Source organism: Phaeacidiphilus oryzae TH49 (assembly GCF_000744815.1).
Classification (GTDB): Bacteria; Actinomycetota; Actinomycetes; order Streptomycetales; family Streptomycetaceae; genus Phaeacidiphilus; species Phaeacidiphilus oryzae.
Genome location: NZ_JQMQ01000005.1, coordinates 1,856,657 through 1,875,864, shown reverse-complemented (window position 1 = coordinate 1,875,864; position 19,208 = coordinate 1,856,657). Strand labels below are relative to the sequence as shown.

The window sequence follows — 19,208 nt, the reverse complement described above, 5'->3', positions numbered from 1 at the left end:
TGCGGCGGACCGCTCAGCCGCCCCAGGCGGCGTCCTCCGAGGATCCGTCCGGCGCGGAACCGTCCGGCGCGGAGCCCTCCGGCGCCACGTCGTCCCGGGCGGCGGCCCGGCGGACATAGCGGGCGAAGAGGAAGCCGGCCTCCTCGAGCAGCGCGACCGGCTCCAGCAGCTCAGGGCGGAGCCCCTCCGCGTCCGGGCCGAGGGGGCCGGTGGGCGGCCCGCCCGGGAGGATCGTCGGACCGTGGGCGATCCTCGGCGCGTCGCCCGCGGCCATCAGCGGCGCCACGGTCAGGCACAGCTCGTCCACCAGTCCGTCGGCGACCAGCTGGCCCAGCAGCCGCGGGCCGCCCTCGCACAGCTGCCGCGACCAGCCGCGCTCGGCGGCCAGCCACTCCACCGCGGCGGCCAGGTCCACCCGGCCGGTGCCGATCGGCACCACGTCCGCCACCCGTTCGGCCGCCCGCCGGGCCTCGGCCGGCGCGTCGTCCACGGTCAGGATGACGGTGCGGACCGTCGGCTCGGTGAAGAGCGGAGCCGAGAGGTCCAGTTCCAGCCGCGAGCTGACCACCGCGATCGCGGCGGCCGGCGGCTGCCCCTGGGCCGCCCGCCGCTCGGCGAACTGCGCCCGTGCCCTGGCCGGCCGGTAGCCCTCGGCGCGCACCGTCTCGGCGCCCACCAGCACCACGTCGGCCAGCGCCCGGAGCACCCCGAAGATCCGTTTGTCGGCGGCCGAGGAGAGGCCGGCCGACAACCCGTCCAGCCGGGCCGCGCCGTCCAGGCTGGACACCATGTTGGCGCGCAGCCAGCGGTGCGGGGCGGGGTCGGGAAAGGCGTACTCCTCGGCCAGGCCGTCCAGAGTGTCCAGCGAGGCGGCCGGTGAGGCGTCGGTCACAGGAAGCAGTCTGCGCATGAGGGGAGTCTGACATGCCCTTTACGCTGGGGAACTGTGTCCGAAGACGTCACCGCGCAGCCGGCCGGCGGGATATCCGCGCCCGGCGCCGCCCTCAGCGACCGCCGCCCGACCGTCTCGCCGGAGCGGCTGATCGCCGAGCTGGTCCCGCCGCCGCGGTTCGGCTCCGCGCGCTTCGACACCTACCTCCCCGACCCCGGGCAGCCGAGCCAGGCGCAGGCGGTGCGGGTGCTGGAGGAGTTCGCCGGCTCGATCACCGCGGGCGGCGGCAACGGCGGCCGGCCGGGCGGGCGGAAGCGCTGGTTCCGGCGTTCGGAGGGCTCCGCCGGTGCCGGCGGCCCGGTCGGGGTCTATCTGGACGGCGGCTACGGCGTCGGCAAGACCCACCTCCTCGCCTCCCTCTGGCACGCCGTCCCCGGCCCCAAGGCGTTCGGCACCTTCGTCGAGCTGACCAACCTGGTCGGCGCCCTCGGCTTCCAGCAGGCCGTGGCCGCGCTCTCCGGCCACCGGCTGCTCTGCATCGACGAGTTCGAGCTCGACGACCCGGGCGACACGGTGCTGGTCTCCACCCTCCTCTCCCGGCTCGCGGACGCCGGCGTCCGGCTGGCCGCCACCTCCAACACCCTGCCGGACAAGCTGGGCGAGGGCCGCTTCGCCTCCGCCGACTTCCTCCGGGAGATACAGGGGCTCTCCGCGCACTTCCGCGCGCTGCGGATCGACGGCCAGGACTACCGCCACCGGGGGCTGCCGCCGGCGCCGGCGCCGTACTCGGACGCGGAGGTCGAGGCCGCGGCGGAGCGGATACCCGGCGCGTCCCTGGACGACTTCCCCACCCTGCTCGACCACCTCTCCCAGGTGCACCCCAGCCGCTACGGCGCGCTGCTGGACGGCGTGGCCGCGGTCTGCCTCCGCGGCGTGGCGCCGGTGCCGGACCAGTCCACGGCGCTGCGGCTGGTGGTCCTCGCGGACCGGATGTACGACCGCGAGCTCCCCGTCTTCGCCTCGGGCCTGCCCTTCGACGAGATCTTCGGCGCCGAGATGCTGGCCGGCGGCTACCGCAAGAAGTACCTCCGCGCCCTGTCCCGCCTGGTGGCCCTCACCCGCGACACCGTCCCGGCGGCGTAGCCCGGGTCCCGCGCCGCGGCCGCAGGGGACCCCGCGGCCGCAGGGGACCAGGGGCGCGGGTCACCGCCCGCCCCACCGGCCACGGGTCTGCCCCGGCCCGAATCCGGCGGCCCGACGCCGGTTGTCAGTGCGGGGTCGTACCGTGGAATGCGTGAGAGCCATCAGCGATCTTGAGCGAACTGTGGCGCCCTTCGAGGTCGTCAGTCCTTACCAGCCTAGCGGCGACCAGCCGGCCGCCATCGCCGACCTGGAGCGGCGGATCCGCGCGGGCGAGAAGGACGTCGTGCTGCTCGGCGCCACCGGCACCGGCAAGTCGGCCACCACGGCCTGGATGATCGAGAAGCTCCAGCGGCCCACGCTGGTGATGGCCCCCAACAAGACCCTCGCCGCCCAGCTGGCGAACGAGTTCCGCGAGCTCCTCCCGAACAACGCGGTCGAGTACTTCGTCTCGTACTACGACTACTACCAGCCCGAGGCCTACGTCCCGCAGACGGACACCTACATCGAGAAGGACTCCTCGATCAACGAGGAGGTGGAGCGGCTCCGGCACTCCGCGACCAACTCCCTCCTCACCCGCCGGGACGTGGTCGTCGTCGCCTCCGTCTCCTGCATCTACGGCCTGGGCACGCCGCAGGAGTACGTGGACCGGATGGTCCCGCTCAGGGTCGGCCAGGAGATCGACCGGGACGAACTGCTCCGCCGCTTCGTCGACATCCAGTACACCCGGAACGACATGGCGTTCACCCGCGGCACCTTCCGGGTCCGCGGCGACACCATCGAGATCTTCCCGGTCTACGAGGAGCTCGCGGTCCGGATCGAGATGTTCGGCGACGAGATCGAGGCGCTCACCACCCTCCACCCGCTCACCGGCGAGGTGATCAGCGACGACCAGCAGCTCTACGTCTTCCCGGCCTCCCACTACGTGGCCGGTCCGGAGCGGATGGCCAAGGCCATCGCCGGCATCGAGGCCGAGCTCGACGAGACGCTGAAGAAGCTGGAGAAGCAGGGCAAGCTGCTGGAGGCCCAGCGGCTGCGCATGCGCACCACCTACGACCTGGAGATGATGCAGCAGATCGGCACCTGCTCCGGGATCGAGAACTACTCGCTGCACATCGACGGCCGCGAGCGCGGCAGCGCCCCGAACACCCTCCTGGACTACTTCCCGGAGGACTTCCTGCTGGTCATCGACGAGTCGCACCAGACCGTCCCGCAGATCGGCGCGATGTACGAGGGCGACGCCTCCCGCAAGCGCACCCTGGTCGAGCACGGCTTCCGGCTCCCCTCCGCGATGGACAACCGCCCGCTGAAGTGGGAGGAGTTCCTCGGCCGGATCGGCCAGACCGTCTACCTCTCCGCGACCCCGGGCCCGTACGAGCTCTCCCGCTCGGACGGTACGGTCGAGCAGGTCATCCGGCCGACCGGACTGATCGACCCGGAGGTCGTGGTCAAGCCGACCGAGGGCCAGATCGACGACCTGGTGCACGAGGTGCGCGCCCGCGCCGAGCGGGACGAGCGGGTGCTGGTCACCACGCTGACCAAGAAGATGTCCGAGGACCTCACCGACTACATGCTGGAGCTCGGCATCCGGGTCCGGTACCTCCACAGCGACATCGACACCCTGCGCCGGGTCGAGCTGCTGCGGGAGCTGCGGGCCGGCGAGTTCGACGTGCTGATCGGCATCAACCTCCTCCGCGAGGGCCTGGACCTCCCCGAGGTCTCCCTGGTGGCGATCCTGGACGCGGACAAGGAGGGCTTCCTCCGCTCGCCCACCTCGCTGATCCAGACCATCGGCCGCGCGGCCCGGAACATCTCCGGCCAGGTCCACATGTACGCGGACCGGATCACCCCGGCGATGCAGCACGCCATCGAGGAGACCAACCGCCGCCGCGACAAGCAGATGGCGTACAACAAGGAGCACGGGATCGACCCGCAGCCGCTCCGCAAGAAGATCGGCGACATCCTGGACGCCATCGCCCGCGAGGACGTGGACACCGAGGCCCTCCTCTCCACCGGGTACCGCCAGTCCGGCGGCAGGGGCAAGGGCGGGAAGGACGGCGGCGCTGCTCCGGTGCCGGCCCTCGGCGCGGCCAAGGCGGCCGACCGGAAGAACGCCAAGAGCCTCCCGGCGGCGGAACTGGCCGAGCTGATCGGCGAACTGACGGACCGGATGCACACAGCCGCCGCCGAGCTCCAGTTCGAGGTGGCGGCGCGGATCCGGGACGAGGTGAAGGAACTCAAGAAGGAGCTCCGCCAGATGCGCGAGGCGGGCATCGCCTGAACGGAGATCGCGGCCGGGTGCCGCGGGCGGCTCTCGCCCCCGACGGCACCCGAGTGCGATTGCGACGCTTTCGTCACAGCTGTTCCGGGCCTGGATTTCTGCATGCGCTGTGCGCGTTGCACTGCTTAGAGTTCGAGGGGGAGGCAGCGGGGTATCCGCCGGTCGTCGTCTCGAGACGAGGAGCAGATCGTGACCGTGGAGCTGGGGCAGGGCGAGAGCGTCATACTCCAGGCGACGGACGGGCAGCTGCCGGCCGTCGTCCGGGTGGAGCTCGGCTGGCGCCAGGTCCCGCGCCGCGGGCTCTTCGCCCGGCGCGCGCCTGCGGTGGACCTGGACGCCATCGCGGTGCTCTACGCCCAGCGCCAGCTCGCGGACGTGGTCTTCTTCAAGCACCTCACCAGCAACGACGGCTCCGTCCGGCACAGCGGCGACCGGCTCGTCCCGGGCGGTGGCGAGACCGACGAGTCGATCGTCGTGGACCTTTGCCGGGTGCCCGAGCAGATCAGCCAGATCGTCTTCGCGGTCAACTCCTCCACCGGCCAGACCTTCCAGCGGATCGCCGACACCGACTGCCGGCTGCTCGACGAGGGCACCGGCCAGGAGCTGGCGCGGTACCGGCTGCCGGGCGGCGGCGCGAACACCGCCCAGGTGATGGCCAAGGTCTTCCGCGGCGAGGACGGCGGATGGCGGCTGGAGGCCATCGGTGCGCCCGCCCGGGCCGCCGGATTCCAGGAGCTCCTTCCGGCCATCGCCGCCCACCTGTAAGCCCCGTCGCCGCGGTGAGTCCTTTCGAGGGGACTTCCCCGGGCGGCTGTTAGGCTGATCGGACAAGGAGGGGAGTACTCCCCAGCGGCAGCTCCGTCATCACGGACGTCAGGACCGATCGGCGTCCCGGGGCACCGGCCCGGCGTCCGCGCAGCGCGCGTCCCACGCGTCCGGGTGGAGGAGACCTCCGGCAGCCCCCATCCGCCGAGGGTCGAGCCAGCACACGGCCGACGCCCTCGGTCGATGCCGCCGGAGGAGATCCCCACCGTGCACGTCACCCCGGCCCTCTGGGCCTCGACCCTGGTCGTGCTCTGCGCGCTGATCGCGGTCGACTTCCTCATCGGCGGCCGCAAGCCCCACGAGGTCTCCCTGCGGGAGGCCGGCACCTGGACGGTGGTCTGGATCGTCCTCGCCCTGGGCTTCGGCGGCTTCGTCTGGTGGCACTCCGGCTCCACCTACGCCGGGGAGTTCCTGGCCGGCTATGTCACGGAGAAGGCGCTCAGCGTCGACAACCTCTTCGTCTTCGTCCTGATCATGGGCAGATTCGCGGTGCCCGCCAAGGACCAGCAGCGGGTGCTGATGGTCGGGGTGCTGATCGCCCTGGTGCTGCGGGCGGTCTTCATCGCCGCCGGGGCCGCGGTGATCTCCGCCTTCTCCTGGATCTTCTTCCTCTTCGGCGCCTTCCTGATCTGGACCGCCTGGAAGCTGATCCGCGAGGCGCTGGCCGAGCGGCGCGGCGGCGAGGGGCCCGGAGCGGGGGCCGGGGAGAAGGAGGAGGTCAAGGAGAATCGTCTCGTCACCGCGATGCGGCGGCGCTTCCCGTCCAAGCCGCTGCTCGCGGTGATGATCGCGATCGGCACCACCGACGTCCTCTTCGCGATGGACTCGATCCCGGCGATCTTCGGCCTGACCCAGGAGGCCTACCTGGTCTTCGCCGCCAACGCCTTCGCCCTGATGGGTCTGCGCCAGCTGTACTTCCTGATCGGCGGACTGCTCAAGCGGCTGGTCCACCTCTCCTACGGGCTCTCCCTCATCCTCGGCTTCATCGGCGTCAAGCTGGTGCTCCACGCCCTCCACGAGTCCGGCGTCCACGTCCCCGAGATCGGCATCCCGCTCTCCCTGGGCGTGATCGTCGTGGTCCTGGTGGTCACCACGATCACCAGCCTGATCGCCTCCCGCCGCGCGGAGAAAGCCTCCTGACGGCGGGTCGGCTCACCGGCTCCCGCGGACTCCCGCCGGCCCCCCGGACGCTCAGGGCGCCGGGCTCACCAGCCGCGCTCGCGCCACTCGGCCAGGTGCGGGCGCTCGGCGCCGAGGGTGGTGTCGTTGCCGTGGCCCGGGTAGACCCAGGTCTCGTCGGGGAGTTCGTCGAAGATCTTGGTCTCCACGTCGTCCAGCAGGGTGCGGAAGCGCTCCGGGTCGCCCTGGGTGTTGCCGATGCCGCCGGGGAAGAGGCAGTCGCCGGTGAAGAGGTGGGGATGCCCCTGGGGGTCGTCGTAGATCAGGACGATCGCGCCCGGGGTGTGGCCCACCAGGTGACGGACCTTCAGGGAGACCTCGCCGACCCGGAGGGTGTCGCCGTCGTCCAGCAGCAGGTCGGTCGGCACCGGGATGCCCTCGGCGTCGATCCGCCCGGCGGCGGTCTGGGCGTCGGTGGCGGAGACGACCTCCTCCAGCGCCGCCCAGTGGTCGCCGTGCCGGTGGGTGGTGACGACCGTGTCGAGGCGCTCGCCGACGGTCTCCAGCAGCACCGGGGCGTCGTTGGCGGCGTCGATCAGCAGCTGGCGGTCGGTGGCCCGGCAGCGCAGCAGATAGGCGTTGTTGTCCATCGGACCCACCGCGACCTTGGTGATCATCAGGTGTGCCAGCTCGCGGACGTCGGCGGGCCCGCCGACCTTCACCGCTCCGTGGTACGTCATGTGCAGACTCCTCTTCTTCGCCGACCGGTGTCAGAGCATCGCCGGTCAGGACATCGCCGGGATCGCGGGCAGCTCCGCGCGCGCCCCGTCCGGGGTGTGCGCGGTGAGCCCGTCCCCGGCGGCCCGGCCGGAGAGCCAGGCGACCAGCGCCCGCGCGGGCCCCTCGATCCGCAGGGCGGGCCCGGCGTCCCCGTCCCCGATCCGGTACTCGGTGTCCGGAGCGCCCTCCGTGAGGACGTGCAGCACGGTGGGCGGCAGCCCTGCCCGCGCGTGGAAGCGCTCGGCGAGGTGGGCGATCTCCCGGCCGGTGAAGAAGGCCGGCCAGTGCGCCGGGGTGTAGCCGGCGTCCAGGTCGACGTGGTGGTACTCCTGCTCGGCCAGCCGCATCCAGAGCAGTCGCTCGGCCGGGAAGCGGGCCCCGCTGCGGTGCACCACCTCGAAGGACCAGCCCTCCTCGGGCATCGCGGCGGCCGTGGCGGCGAGCCGGGCGGCCGACTCGTCCAGGTCGGCCAGCTGCTCGTCGAGCGGGCGGCCGGCGCCCTGCTCGATCTCCTTGTCCCGGGGGTGCTCCGGCGGGTACATCGCGACCTGCTCGCCGCGGGCCGCGCCGGCCAGCCCGCGCTCCACCGCGTCGGCGTTGCGGCAGAGGTGGGCGAGGACGTGGCCGCGGCTCCAGCCGGGCAGCAGGGAGGGGCCCGACAACTGCTCCGGGGTGAGCTCGGCGGCGTCCCGGCGGAGCTCGGCCAGCGACTCGCGCAGCGCGTCGGCGATGTCCCGCCTGCTCCACGGGGCCGCCGGAGGGGTGGTGGTCGAGGTCACTGTTCGCGGAGTCGGTTCGGACATGCTGCCCCCGGAGGCTCGGTTCGCTCGCTCGCTGACTGCCGTTCACCGGTCTCGTGTCCCGGGCGCCGGTAGGGTCGTTGTACCCGGCGCGGGTCGGGCCCGGTTGCGCGGTTCGACCCTATCCCCAGGGGCTGACGGCCGGGGGCGGCCGGGGCGCGGCGGCCGAGAATGTCCCCTTCGAGGGGTACGGCCAGGGCTTTTCTGACGGGTCATCACTCATTCGGGTGGAACCGGCTGGACTTTCTCGCAATTCGAACGCCTGCGCTATACAGTGGCACGGTCGCGCGTCGGAAACCGGAAGAAAACCGCTTCGCACCGCGTTTACGATTGGCCGGGGCAGCCCCGGACCAGTCGCACCACCCCACTCGCACCAGTCCACTCACACCAGCTGAGTCCGAGGGCCCGCAAAGGGCCGACGACCCTGGGATCCCGTGGCCCCCGCAAGAGCCCGGAGAAAGGCGCATAGCGTGGCAGACCGCCTCATCGTCCGCGGTGCTCGCGAGCACAACCTGAAGAACGTCTCGCTCGACCTGCCGCGGGACTCCCTCATCGTCTTCACCGGCCTGTCCGGCTCCGGGAAGTCCTCGCTCGCGTTCGACACCATCTTCGCGGAGGGGCAGCGCCGCTACGTCGAGTCGCTCTCCTCCTACGCCCGCCAGTTCCTGGGGCAGATGGACAAGCCGGACGTCGACTTCATCGAGGGGCTCTCCCCGGCGGTCTCCATCGATCAGAAGTCGACCTCCCGCAACCCGCGCTCCACGGTCGGCACCATCACCGAGGTCTACGACTACCTCCGGCTGCTCTTCGCCCGGATCGGCAAGCCGCACTGCCCGCAGTGCGGCCGCCCGATCGCCCGGCAGTCGCCGCAGCAGATCGTCGACCGGGTGCTCGAGCTGCCCGAGGGCACCCGCTTCCAGGTGCTCTCCCCGCTGGTCCGCGGCCGCAAGGGCGAGTACGTCGACCTCTTCGCCGACCTCCAGACCAAGGGCTACTCCCGGGCCCGGGTGGACGGCCAGACCGTCCAGCTGACCGAGCCGCCCAAGCTGAAGAAGCAGGAGAAGCACACCATCGAGGTGGTCATCGACCGCCTCACGGTGAAGGGCTCGGCCAAGCGCCGGCTCACCGACTCCGTCGAGACCGCCCTCCGCCTGGCCGGCGGCACGGTGGTGCTGGACTTCGTCGACCTCCCCGAGGACGACCCCGAGCGCGAGCGGATGTACTCGGAGCACCTCTACTGCTCCTACGACGACCTCTCCTTCGAGGAGCTGGAGCCGCGCTCCTTCTCCTTCAACTCCCCGTTCGGCGCCTGCCCGGAGTGCACCGGCATCGGCACCCGGATGGAGGTCGACCCGGAGCTGCTGATCCCGGACGAGGAGAAGTCCATCGAGGACGGGGCCATCCACCCCTGGTCGCACGGCCACACCAAGGAGTACTTCGGCCGCCTGGTCGGCGCGCTGGCCAAGGAGCTGAAGTTCAGCACGGACGTGCCGTGGGCCGCCCTGCCGCAGCGCGCCCGCAAGGCGCTGCTGTACGGCCACAAGACGCAGATCGAGGTGCGCTACCGCAACCGCTACGGCCGCGAGCGCGCCTACACCACCGCCTTCGAGGGGGTCGTCCCCTTCGTCCAGCGGCGGCACGCGGACGCCGAGTCGGACTCCAGCCGGGAGCGCTTCGAGGGCTATATGCGCGAGGTGCCCTGCCCGGCCTGCCAGGGCGCCCGGCTGAAGCCGGTGGTGCTCGCGGTGACCATGAACGGCCGGTCGATCGCCGAGGTCGCCTCGATGTCGATCGCCGACTGCGCCGAGTTCCTCCGCGGGATGACGCTGAGCAAGCGTGAGAAGACCATCGCCGAGCGGGTGCTGAAGGAGGTCAACGAGCGGCTGCGGTTCCTGGTCGACGTCGGCCTCGACTACCTCTCGCTGGACCGCGCGGCCGGCACCCTCTCCGGCGGCGAGGCGCAGCGCATCCGGCTCGCCACCCAGATCGGCTCCGGCCTGGTCGGTGTGCTGTACGTGCTGGACGAGCCGTCCATCGGCCTCCACCAGCGGGACAACCACCGGCTGATCGAGACCCTGGTCCGGCTCCGGGACCTGGGCAACACCCTGATCGTGGTCGAGCACGACGAGGACACCATCCGCACCGCGGACTGGGTGGTGGACATCGGTCCTGGCGCCGGCGAGCACGGCGGAAAGGTCGTCCACTCCGGCTCGCGGGCCGAACTGCTGGCCAACGACGAGTCGCTGACCGGGCAGTACCTCGCCAAGAAGCGCGCCATCGAGCTGCCCGAGGTGCGCCGCCCGCGCGACCCGGCCCGGCAGATCACCGTCCACGGCGCCCGGGAGCACAACCTGCAGGACATCGACGTGTCCTTCCCGCTGGGCGTCTTCACGGCGGTCACGGGGGTCTCCGGCTCGGGCAAGTCCACGCTGGTCAACGACATCCTCTACACCCACCTCGCGCGCGAGCTGAACGGCGCCAGGTCGGTGCCCGGCCGGCACACCCGGGTCACCGGGACCGACCTGGTGGACAAGGTCGTCCACGTCGACCAGTCGCCGATCGGCCGCACCCCGCGGTCCAACCCGGCGACCTACACCGGCGTCTTCGACCACGTCCGCAAGCTGTTCGCGGAGACCACGGAGGCGAAGGTCCGCGGGTACCTGCCGGGCCGGTTCTCGTTCAACGTCAAGGGCGGCCGCTGCGAGAACTGCGCGGGCGACGGCACCATCAAGATCGAGATGAACTTCCTGCCGGACGTCTACGTCCCCTGCGAGGTGTGCCACGGCGCCCGCTACAACCGGGAGACGCTGGAGGTCCACTACAAGGGCAAGTCCATCGCCGAGGTGCTGGACATGCCGATCGAGGAGGCGCTGGAGTTCTTCGAGGCGGTTCCGGCGATCGCCCGGCACCTGCGCACGCTGAACGAGGTCGGCCTCGGCTATGTGCGACTGGGCCAGCCGGCGACGACGCTGTCCGGCGGCGAGGCGCAGCGGGTCAAGCTCTCCTCGGAGCTGCAGAAGCGCTCCACCGGCCGGACGGTGTACGTCCTGGACGAGCCGACCACGGGTCTCCACTTCGAGGACATCAACAAGCTGATCAAGGTGCTGACCGGGCTGGTCGAGAAGGGCAACTCGGTGATCGTCATCGAGCACAACCTCGATGTGATCAAGACCGCGGACTGGGTGATCGACATGGGGCCCGAGGGCGGCTCGGGCGGTGGCCTGGTCGTCGCCCAGGGCACGCCGGAGGCGGTGGCCGCGATCCCGCAGAGTCACACCGGCAAGTTCCTCCGCGACATCCTCGGCGACCGGGTCTCCGACGCGACCCCGACGCGCGCGAAGCGCGCGACCCGGGCCCGCAAGAAGGCCTGAGGCCGCCTCGTCGGCGTCTGCGGCGCCCAGCGACCTACCCGCAGACGCCGACGCCGTCAGCTGCCGCCCATCGGGCGCAGAAACGGCCCCGGCCCCTTGATCGTCCGGTGCACCGGCGCGGTGACGATGCGCTGGATCCCCGGGATCGCCGTCACCGACTCGGTGAGGTACCGGTACAGCGCCTGCGAGTCGCGGCAGGAGACGTTCGCGTACACGTTGTGCTCGCCGGTCACCGCGCCGGCGAACATCACCTCCGCCTGCGCGCCCAGCGCCGCCCCCGCCCGCGCCAGCGAGGTCGGTTCCACGTCCACCCAGAGCCCCGCCCGCATCCCCTGGTTGACCAGGTCCAGATGGAGTTCGAGGTCGAAGTAGAGCACCCCGGCCCGGCGCAGCTCACCCAGCCGGCGCCGGACCGTCGTCGGCGACCAGCCGGTCGCCTCGGCCAGCTCGCCGATGGACGCCCGGCCGTCCCGGGCCAGCACGGCGGCCAGCCGCCGCTCCGCCGGGTCCAGGGTCCGGCCGAGACCGGAGACCTGCCGCCGCGACCACCGGCCGAACTCCTCCCGCGTCCCGGGCGGCGCGTCCTCGGAGACCAGCGCCCGCTTCTGGTCCTGGGTCAGCGGGCCGGTCTTGACGATCTGCGCCTGGTCCTGACCGAAGAAGACCTCCAGGAGGGCGTGCGCCTGCACATCCGTCACCCGGGGGGTCCGGGGCAGCCGGCGGAGCAGCAGATGGTCCTCGTCCCGCGGCCGGGGCGCCTCCCGTACCGTGCAGGTGATCTCGGTGCCGCCGGAGCTCAGGCTGACCCAGCTGGTGTCCTCGCGCCGGGCCAGCGCGTCGGCGATCGAGGCGGCGGCGTCCGGCGTGCACCGGACGCGGACCAGCCAGGGGGTCTCCTCGCAGGCCAGCGGGTTGGTCAGGCCCAGCACCCGGAGCAGTCCTGCGCCCCTCAGCCGGGCGTACCGGCGCGCGACCGTCTGGTCGGAGACGCCGAGCACCTCGGCGATCCGCCGGAACGGGGCCCGTCCGTCGATCTGGAGGGCCTGGACGATGCCCTGGTCTTCCGCCGCGAAAGCCGGCCTGGTGTCGGTATCCACCGTGGAAGCCTATTCCCTGTCGGAATACGCCGCCGACGCCGCCGTGGCTGTGGAATCCGGCGAAGGCCGTGGAACCTGGACGCAACAGCCGACAGGCGTAGAGCCCACAGGCCGACAGGCCTTCCGCAATCTGAGACACGTCGGAGTTCCCCATGCGCAAGTGGTGGCCGCTGGTGGCGATCTGCCTCGGCTCCTTCATCCTCTTGCTCGACGTCACCATCGTGAACGTCGCCCTGCCGAGGATGGCGAGCGACTTCCACGCCTCCTTCTCCTCCCTCCAGTGGGTGGTCGACGCCTACTCGCTGGCGCTCGCCGCCGTCCTTCTGGTGCTCGGTTCGCTGGCCGACCTCTACGGCCACCGCCGGCTCTACCTGGGCGGCCTGGTGCTCTTCGCGCTGGCCTCGCTGAGCTGCGCGCTGGCCCCGAACGCCGACGCGCTGGTGGCCTCCCGCGCGGTGCAGGGGATCGGCGGCGCGGCGATGTTCGCCACCTCCGCCGCCCTCCTCACCAAGAACTACGGCGGCCGGGACCGCGGAGTGGCGTTCGGATTCTGGGGCGCGGTCAACGGAGCGGGCGCGGCGGCCGGGCCGGTACTCGGCGGGCTCCTCACCCAGGGCATCGGCTGGCAGGCGATCTTCCTGGTGAACGTGCCGATCGCGGCGATCACCGTGGGGCTGACCCTGCGCGCGGTCGCCAAGGACCCGCACCACGGGCCCGGGCGCGCGGGCGGGATCGACCTCCCCGGCGCGATCGCCTTCACGGTCAGCGCCGCGGCGCTCACCTACGCCCTGATCCGGGGCGGCGAGTCCGGCTGGTCCGACCGCACCACCCTGATCAGCTTCGCGGTGGCCGCGGCGGCGCTCCTCGTCTTCGTCGTGGTCGAGCTCCGCAGCGAGCGGCCGATGCTGGACCTCGGCCTGCTGCGCACCCCCTCCTTCGCCGGTCTGATGGTCGGCGCGGTGCTGATGCAGGGCGCGGCCTTCGGGGGACTGGTGCTGGTCTCGGTCTGGATGCAGTCGCTCCTCGGACTGGACCCGATCCCGGCGGGGCTCGCCCTGCTGCCGCTCTCGCTGCTCTCCTTCGCGGTGTCGGCACTGGTCGGCCGGTACATCCAGCGGCTGCCGGCCCGGTACCCGATCGGGGTGGGCGGCCTGATCGTCGGTCTCGGCCTGCTGCTGATCCGGCTCCAGCTCACCGCGGACTCCGGCCGCTCCTCGCTCTACCTGGGGCTCGCGGTGATCGGCCTGGGCATCGGCCTGGCCACGCCCGTGCTGGTCTCGGCGGCGATGGGCAGCGTGCCGCCGCAGCGGATCGGGATGGCCGGGGGAGCGGTGAACACCTTCCGCCAGCTCGGGCTCACCCTGGGCATCGCGGTCTTCGCGGCGCTCTTCAGCGCGCGGGCGCAGCAGGTGCTGGAGGGCGCCGGCGGCCTCGTCCGGGATCCCCACGCGACGGCTTCCGCGCTGGGCAGCGGCGAGGCCTACGCGATGATCCGATCCGCGCCCGAGGCCTCCCGGCAGGCCGTCGGCGGTCTCGCCCACCAGGCCTTCGCGGCGGGTCTGGACCGGATCTTCCTGGTCGCGGCGCTGGCCGCGGGCGTGGCCGGCGTGATCACCCTGCTGCTGGTCAACCCACGCCCGGCGCAGGCGCGTCCGGCCGCGGGGCCGACCGACCACTCGGCGGAGGGCGAGACCCAGGGCCAGGCCCGGACCGCGGTCCCGGCCCAGGCCGGGGTCGCCGCCCCCGCGCAGGTGCCCGCCCCCGTGCAGGCCGGCGCCCCCGCGCAGCACGCCGCCCCCGCGCAGGTGCCCGCCCCCGCCGCGCCGCTCAGCGGCCGCGCGGTCTCCGGCCGGGTGCTCGGCCCGGCCGGCCTGCCGGCCGCCGGGGCCGCGGTCACCGCGACCGACCTGGCGGGCCGTCAGGTCGCCCGGGTGCCCGCCGCCGAGGCCGACGGGACGTACGCCGTGGAGCTGCCGCGGCCCGGCAGCTATGTGCTGATCGCCATCGCCCCGGGCCACCGGCCGGAGGCGGCGACGCTGATCGTGGACGGCGTCCGGCCGGCCGACCGCGACTTCCGGCTCGCCGGCTCGGTCGAGCCGCTGAGCGGGACGGTCCGGACCGCCGAGAACGGCGCCCCCGTACCGGACGCGCTGGTGGTCGCCACCGACCCGAGCGGGGCGGTCCGCGGCTCCGCGGCCACCGGCGCCGACGGCTCGTATCGCCTCGAACTGACCCCGGCGTCGGGTCCGGCCACCGCAGCGGACCGGGCATCCGCGCTCACCCTCGCGGTCAGCGCGACCGGGCACCGCCCGGTGGCACTGCCGCTCGACCCGGCCGACCTCCGCTCGGCGGCCGCGGTCGACGTCGAGCTGCCCCCGGCGGCAGCCGTCCAGGGCACCGTCCGCCGCGTCGACGGGTCGCCGCTGCCGGACGCCCGGGTGATCCTCCTCGACCCGGCCGGCAGCCCGCTGCGCTCGGTCCGCACCGGGGAGGACGGCGGCTACCACTTCGGCGACCTCGACGGCTCCGCGTACACGGTGGTCGCCAGCGGATATCCGCCGGTGCACACCAGGGTCAGCCTGGTCGGACAGGGCCGCCAGGACCTGGATCTGACGCTCGCTCACCAGGAGTAGCCGAGGGGGCCGGTGAGGCGGCGAGCGGCTACCGTCGGTGATTGTTCACCGCCGCGATCCGTCCGCTTGCCCCGCCGCACACCGCCGGTTCGCGGGCCGCGCCTACCTTCCCGGGTGGGCGTGGTCCGCGCGCCGCCGCAAGGCCCCCGAGTCCGAGGTCCCTCGTGCCTCCTGCCCCGTTCCGTACAGACGACTCCGCCGCCTCCGCCCAGGCGCCGCCCGGCCCGGCGCTGCGGGCCCGCAGAGTGCTGCGGACCCGCTGGTGGGCCGGCGCGCTGCTGGTGGCGCTGGTCTTCGCGGCCCTCCAGGGGCTCGCCGGTCCCCGGGTGGCGATGAACGGGGACGCCGTGCAGTACGCCCGGGTCGCTCTCGGCTACCTGGGCGAGTCCCCCTCCGAGGCGGCCGTCCGGGCCTGGGACGCCGGCTGCGTCTCCACCGGCGACGCGGCCCGCCGGATCACCTCGGTGGATCCGATCCGCTTCCGCGAACCGGACACCGAGGGCGACTCGATCGCCGCCTGCGAACGGCAGGCCAGGCACTTCGCGCGGCCGGACGCGGGCACCCGCCGCTATGAGCAGATCTTCGAGAGCCGGATCGGCTACCCGCTCCTCTCCGTCCCCGCCGTGGCCGTCCTCGGCCCGCGGCTGGGGCTGTGGGCGACCGCGGTGGGCTGCACCGCCGCCGCCGGATTCCTGGCGGCCGCGCTGCTCACCGCCGCCGGGCTGCGCCCGCTCAGCGCGATCGCCGGCGAAGCGGTCTTCCTCCTCTGCCCGTTGGGCGAGTGGGGGGTCCACCCGCTGGCCGAGGGTGCGCTGAACGCGGCCGTCCTCCTCGGCCTCCTGGGCGTCTGGTGGCTGCTGCGCCGCCGGCTGCTCCTGGGCGGCCCGGTCTGCCTGGCCGGACTGGTGGCGACCTCGGTGATCAAGTACTCCTCGGGGGCGCTCTTCGCGACCGCCCTCGCCCTGGCCGCCGCGGGCTGCGCGCTGACCGTCCGCCAGGCCCGCCACCGGGGCACCCTGCTGCTCGGCGCCGGGGGAGCGGTGGCGGCGGTGCTGATCACCGCGGGAGCGGCGGCGGCCGGCGCGCCCGGCTCCACGGAGACCCTCCAGGACACCTTCACCCGGCACTACCACCGCTCGGACGTGCCGAACCCGTGGGGCCTGCTGATCGAGCTCAACCTGCGCTTCTGGCTGTACTTCCTGCGCGAGCAGGCGTTCCTGCCGACGCTCCTGGTACTCAGCGGCGCCGGGCTCTGGCTGCTGATGCGCGGGGGCCGGGCGGACGCCGCCGCGGGCCGCCGGACGCTCGGCTGGGTCTCGCTGGCCGGGCTGCTGCTCGGGGTGCTTACGGTCTGCGCCCATCCGGTGGTCTACGAGTACCAACGCCTGGGCGCCCTGATCTGGCTGCCCGCCGTCCTCGGCCTGCCGCTGCTCGCGGAGGCGCTGCTCGCCGCCCGCGCCCGGGCCCGCCGGGCGCCCGCCGCCGCCCGGCGCGCCGGCGCGGGCGACGGGGGAGGGGAAGGGAGAAATACTCCGGCCGAGCCGCCCGGTTCACCCGAAACCCTGGGCGCCTCCGGGCGTTGAGCCGGGTGTAACGTCCCGAACGCAGCTCAGCCAGTCGATCACCGCCAGCGAGTGGAGCACCGCCGTATGACCCAGCCGCAGCCTTCCCTCTCCCAGCCCTCCGCCGCGCGGTCCGCCGACGAACTCCCGGCCGAGCAGCCGGCCTGCCCCTGCGGCCCCGGCCGCCGGTCGGTCCTCCGCGGCGCGGCCGCGGTCGGCGTCCTCGGCGCGGCGGGGGCCGCACTGGCCGCCTGCTCCGGTGGCGGCGGCGGCAGTTCGGCCGGCTCGGTGCCCACCTCCCCGGAGACCGTGGGCGCGGCGGACGAGATCCCGGTCGGCGGCGGCAGGATCTTCGCCGGGCAGAAGGTCGTGGTGACCCAGCCGTCGAAGGGGGAGTACAAGGCCTTCTCCGCGGTCTGCACCCATCAGGGCTGCACGGTCAACGAGGTCTCCGGCGGCGTGATCAGCTGTCCCTGCCACGGCAGCCAGTTCAAGGTCGCGGACGGCTCGGTGGCCAACGGTCCGGCGACCAAGCCGCTCCCGCCGGTCAAGGTGGCGGTGGCCGGCGGCAAGGTGGTCGTCGGCTGACGGGCCGCCCCCGGCCGACGGCCCGCCCCGGCTGAGGGGCCGCCCCCGGGCGCCAGGCCGCCGGAGCACGTCTGACGGTACGTCAGTGCCGGGCCGTTCCCGGACTGTCACAGCCGGTCGGTAACGTTGGCCGCATGGCCGACCCGTCGACGTACCGTCCAGCGCCCGGGCAGATCCCGGATTCCCCCGGTGTCTACAAGTTCCGTGACGCCCACGGCAGGGTGATCTACGTCGGCAAGGCGAAGAGCCTCCGCTCCCGCCTGGCCAACTACTTCCAGGACGTCGCCAACCTCCACCCGCGCACGGCCACCATGGTGACCACCGCCGCCTCGGTGGAGTGGACCGTGGTCTCCACCGAGGTGGAGGCGCTCCAGCTGGAGTACTCCTGGATCAAGGAGTTCGACCCCCGGTTCAACGTCAAGTACCGGGACGACAAGAGCTACCCCTCGCTCGCCGTGACGATGAACGAGGAGTTCCCCCGGGTCCAGGTGATGCGCGGCCCCAAGAAGAAGGGCGTCCGCTACTTCGGCCCGTACGGCCAGGCCTGGGCCATCCGCGAGACGGTCGACCTGCTGCTCCGGGTCTTCCCGGTGCGCACCTGCTCGGCCGGGGTCTTCAAGCGCTCGGCCCAGATCGGCCGGCCCTGCCTCCTCGGCTACATCGGCAAGTGCTCGGCCCCCTGCGTGGGCCGGATCTCCGCCGAGGACCATCGCGAACTGGCCGAGGAGTTCTGCGACTTCATGGCCGGCCGCACCGGCCAGTACCTGCGCCGCCTGGAGCAGGAGATGAAGGCCGCCGCGGCCGAGGAGGAGTACGAGCGCGCCGCCCGGCTCCGGGACGACGTCGACGCGCTCCGCCGGGCCATGGAGAAGAACGCCGTGGTCCTCTCCGACGGCACGGACGCCGACGTCCTGGCCGTCGCCGAGGACGAGCTGGAGGCCGCGGTGCAGATCTTCCACGTCCGCGGCGGCCGGGTGCGCGGCCAGCGCGGCTGGGTCACCGACAAGGTGGAGGCGGTCTCCACCGGCGACCTGGTGGAGTCCGCCCTCCAGCAGCTCTACGGGGAGGAGCATGGCGAGGGCGTCCCGCGCGAGGTCCTGGTCCCGGCGCTGCCCGACCCGCCGGAGCCGATCTCCCAGTGGCTCTCCGACCGCCGCGGCTCCCGGGTCGACCTCCGCATCCCGCAGCGCGGCGACAAGAAGGACCTGATGGCGACGGTCGAGCGGAACGCCGGCCACGCCCTGGCCCTCCACAAGACCAAGCGCGCCTCCGACCTGACCACCCGCAGCGTCGCCCTCCAGGAGATCGCCGACGCCCTCGGCCTGGACTCCGCCCCGCTGCGGATCGAGTGCTTCGACATCTCGCATCTCCAGGGCCAGGACGTGGTCGCCTCGATGGTGGTCTTCGAGGACGGCATGGCCCGGAAGAGCGAGTACCGCCGGTTCGCCATCAAGGGCTTCGAGGGCCAGGACGACGTCCGGTCCATGCACGAGGTGCTGACCCGCCGCTTCCGGCGCTACCTCGCCGAGAAGCAAGACCAGGGGGAGTGGGAGACCGAGGAGGGGGACGCCGAGGCCGCCCGCGGCCCGGTCGACCCCGAGACCGGCCGTCCCCGGAGGTTCGCCTACCCGCCGCAGCTGGTGGTGGTCGACGGCGGCCGGCCGCAGGTCGCCGCCGCCCAGCGGGCGCTGGACGAGCTCGGTATCGACGACGTCGCGGTCTGCGGCCTCGCCAAGCGGCTGGAGGAGGTGTGGCTGCCGGGTGAGGGCGACCCGGTCGTACTGCCGCGAAGCAGCGAAGGGCTCTATCTTCTTCAGCGGGTGCGCGACGAGGCGCACCGCTTCGCCATCCGCTACCAGCGCGGCAAGCGCGCCAAGCGCGCCGTCGCGGGCGGTCTGGACGAGGTTCCCGGTCTCGGCGAGACCCGCAGGAAGGCGCTGCTCAAGCACTTCGGCTCGGTCAAGAAGCTGCGCGCGGCCACGGTGGACGAGATCTGCGAGGTCCCCGGCATCGGCCGCCGTACGGCGGAGTCCGTTGCGGCGGCGTTGGCCTCCCGTACACCGGCCGCTCCGGCGGTGAACACGTCCACCGGGGAGATCCTGGAGGATTGAGGCAGAGGC

Annotated in this window: 13 protein-coding genes; 9 read left to right on the top strand and 4 right to left on the bottom strand. The window is 73.0% G+C overall.

Translation table 11 applies throughout. The features are described 5' to 3' along the window. Nucleotides 1–13: 13 nt before the first annotated feature. Nucleotides 14–910, bottom strand: a complete 897-nt coding sequence (locus tag BS73_RS12520; RefSeq protein WP_084703998.1) for a pyrimidine reductase family protein — start codon at nt 908–910, stop codon at nt 14–16. Nucleotides 911–946: 36 nt separating this feature from the next. Here BS73_RS12520 and zapE point away from each other — a divergent pair, with 36 nt between their 5' ends. The 4 genes from zapE (at nt 947) to BS73_RS12500 (ending at nt 6,278) form a co-directional block, all read left to right on the top strand. Further along, nucleotides 947–2,035 carry a cell division protein ZapE gene (zapE, locus tag BS73_RS12515; protein ID WP_037571808.1) on the top strand — a complete coding sequence of 363 codons (1,089 nt, stop codon included), beginning with the start codon at nt 947–949 and terminating at the stop codon, nt 2,033–2,035. A gap of 151 nt (nt 2,036–2,186) precedes the next feature. Beyond that, the gene (gene uvrB / locus BS73_RS12510; protein ID WP_037571806.1) at nt 2,187–4,313 is read left to right on the top strand and encodes an excinuclease ABC subunit UvrB; all 2,127 of its coding nucleotides are present in this window, start codon (nt 2,187–2,189) and stop codon (nt 4,311–4,313) included. Between the two features lie 189 nt (nt 4,314–4,502). Next, nucleotides 4,503–5,078 (top strand): TerD family protein, encoded by a 576-nt coding sequence (locus tag BS73_RS12505; protein ID WP_037571803.1) that lies wholly within the window; start codon nt 4,503–4,505, stop codon nt 5,076–5,078. Between the two features lie 267 nt (nt 5,079–5,345). Continuing rightward, complete coding sequence (locus tag BS73_RS12500; RefSeq protein WP_037579284.1) at nt 5,346–6,278, top strand: TerC/Alx family metal homeostasis membrane protein; 933 nt, start codon at nt 5,346–5,348, stop codon at nt 6,276–6,278. A gap of 65 nt (nt 6,279–6,343) precedes the next feature. On the opposite strand, the gene BS73_RS12495 is transcribed toward BS73_RS12500, so the two are convergent. Both BS73_RS12495 and BS73_RS12490 read right to left on the bottom strand, forming a co-directional pair. After that, nucleotides 6,344–6,997, bottom strand: a complete 654-nt coding sequence (locus BS73_RS12495) for an MBL fold metallo-hydrolase (RefSeq protein WP_037571800.1) — start codon at nt 6,995–6,997, stop codon at nt 6,344–6,346. Nucleotides 6,998–7,042: 45 nt separating this feature from the next. Beyond that, nucleotides 7,043–7,816: a maleylpyruvate isomerase family mycothiol-dependent enzyme gene (locus BS73_RS12490; protein WP_051939856.1), complete on the bottom strand. Its 774-nt coding sequence runs from the start codon at nt 7,814–7,816 to the stop codon at nt 7,043–7,045. A 491-nt stretch (nt 7,817–8,307) separates the two neighbouring features. Between BS73_RS12490 and uvrA the strand changes: the two genes are divergently transcribed. Then, nucleotides 8,308–11,208, top strand: coding sequence for an excinuclease ABC subunit UvrA (uvrA, locus tag BS73_RS12485; protein WP_084703995.1), 2,901 nt, complete (start codon nt 8,308–8,310; stop codon nt 11,206–11,208). Nucleotides 11,209–11,264: 56 nt separating this feature from the next. On the opposite strand, the gene BS73_RS12480 is transcribed toward uvrA, so the two are convergent. Next, nucleotides 11,265–12,305: an Lrp/AsnC family transcriptional regulator gene (locus BS73_RS12480; protein ID WP_037571797.1), complete on the bottom strand. Its 1,041-nt coding sequence runs from the start codon at nt 12,303–12,305 to the stop codon at nt 11,265–11,267. A gap of 152 nt (nt 12,306–12,457) precedes the next feature. On the opposite strand from BS73_RS12480, the gene BS73_RS34620 reads away from it, so the two are divergent. The 4 genes from BS73_RS34620 to uvrC all read left to right on the top strand — a co-directional run bounded on the left by BS73_RS34620 (nt 12,458) and on the right by uvrC (nt 19,199). Beyond that, nucleotides 12,458–14,938 carry an MFS transporter gene (locus BS73_RS34620; RefSeq protein ID WP_051939855.1) on the top strand — a complete coding sequence of 827 codons (2,481 nt, stop codon included), beginning with the start codon at nt 12,458–12,460 and terminating at the stop codon, nt 14,936–14,938. Nucleotides 14,939–15,102: 164 nt separating this feature from the next. Next, on the top strand, nt 15,103–16,521 hold the full coding sequence (locus BS73_RS12470) for a hypothetical protein (protein ID WP_152617600.1): 1,419 nt from the start codon (nt 15,103–15,105) through the stop codon (nt 16,519–16,521). A gap of 66 nt (nt 16,522–16,587) precedes the next feature. Next, nucleotides 16,588–17,088 (top strand): Rieske (2Fe-2S) protein, encoded by a 501-nt coding sequence (locus tag BS73_RS12465; RefSeq protein ID WP_037571795.1) that lies wholly within the window; start codon nt 16,588–16,590, stop codon nt 17,086–17,088. A 134-nt stretch (nt 17,089–17,222) separates the two neighbouring features. Further along, the gene (gene uvrC / locus BS73_RS12460; protein WP_037579275.1) at nt 17,223–19,199 is read left to right on the top strand and encodes an excinuclease ABC subunit UvrC; all 1,977 of its coding nucleotides are present in this window, start codon (nt 17,223–17,225) and stop codon (nt 19,197–19,199) included. Nucleotides 19,200–19,208 lie beyond the last annotated feature (9 nt).

What these genes read in the sequence shown, in the direction of transcription:
- uvrC (WP_037579275.1), top strand. Translation starts at nt 17,223, where the DNA reads ATGGCCGACCCGTCGACGTACCGTCCAGCGCCCGGGCAGATCCCGGAT.
- BS73_RS34620 (WP_051939855.1), top strand. Translation starts at nt 12,458, where the DNA reads ATGCGCAAGTGGTGGCCGCTGGTGGCGATCTGCCTCGGCTCCTTCATC.
- BS73_RS12495 (WP_037571800.1), bottom strand. Translation starts at nt 6,997, where the DNA reads ATGACGTACCACGGAGCGGTGAAGGTCGGCGGGCCCGCCGACGTCCGC.
- BS73_RS12520 (WP_084703998.1), bottom strand. Translation starts at nt 910, where the DNA reads ATGCGCAGACTGCTTCCTGTGACCGACGCCTCACCGGCCGCCTCGCTG.
- BS73_RS12465 (WP_037571795.1), top strand. Translation starts at nt 16,588, where the DNA reads ATGACCCAGCCGCAGCCTTCCCTCTCCCAGCCCTCCGCCGCGCGGTCC.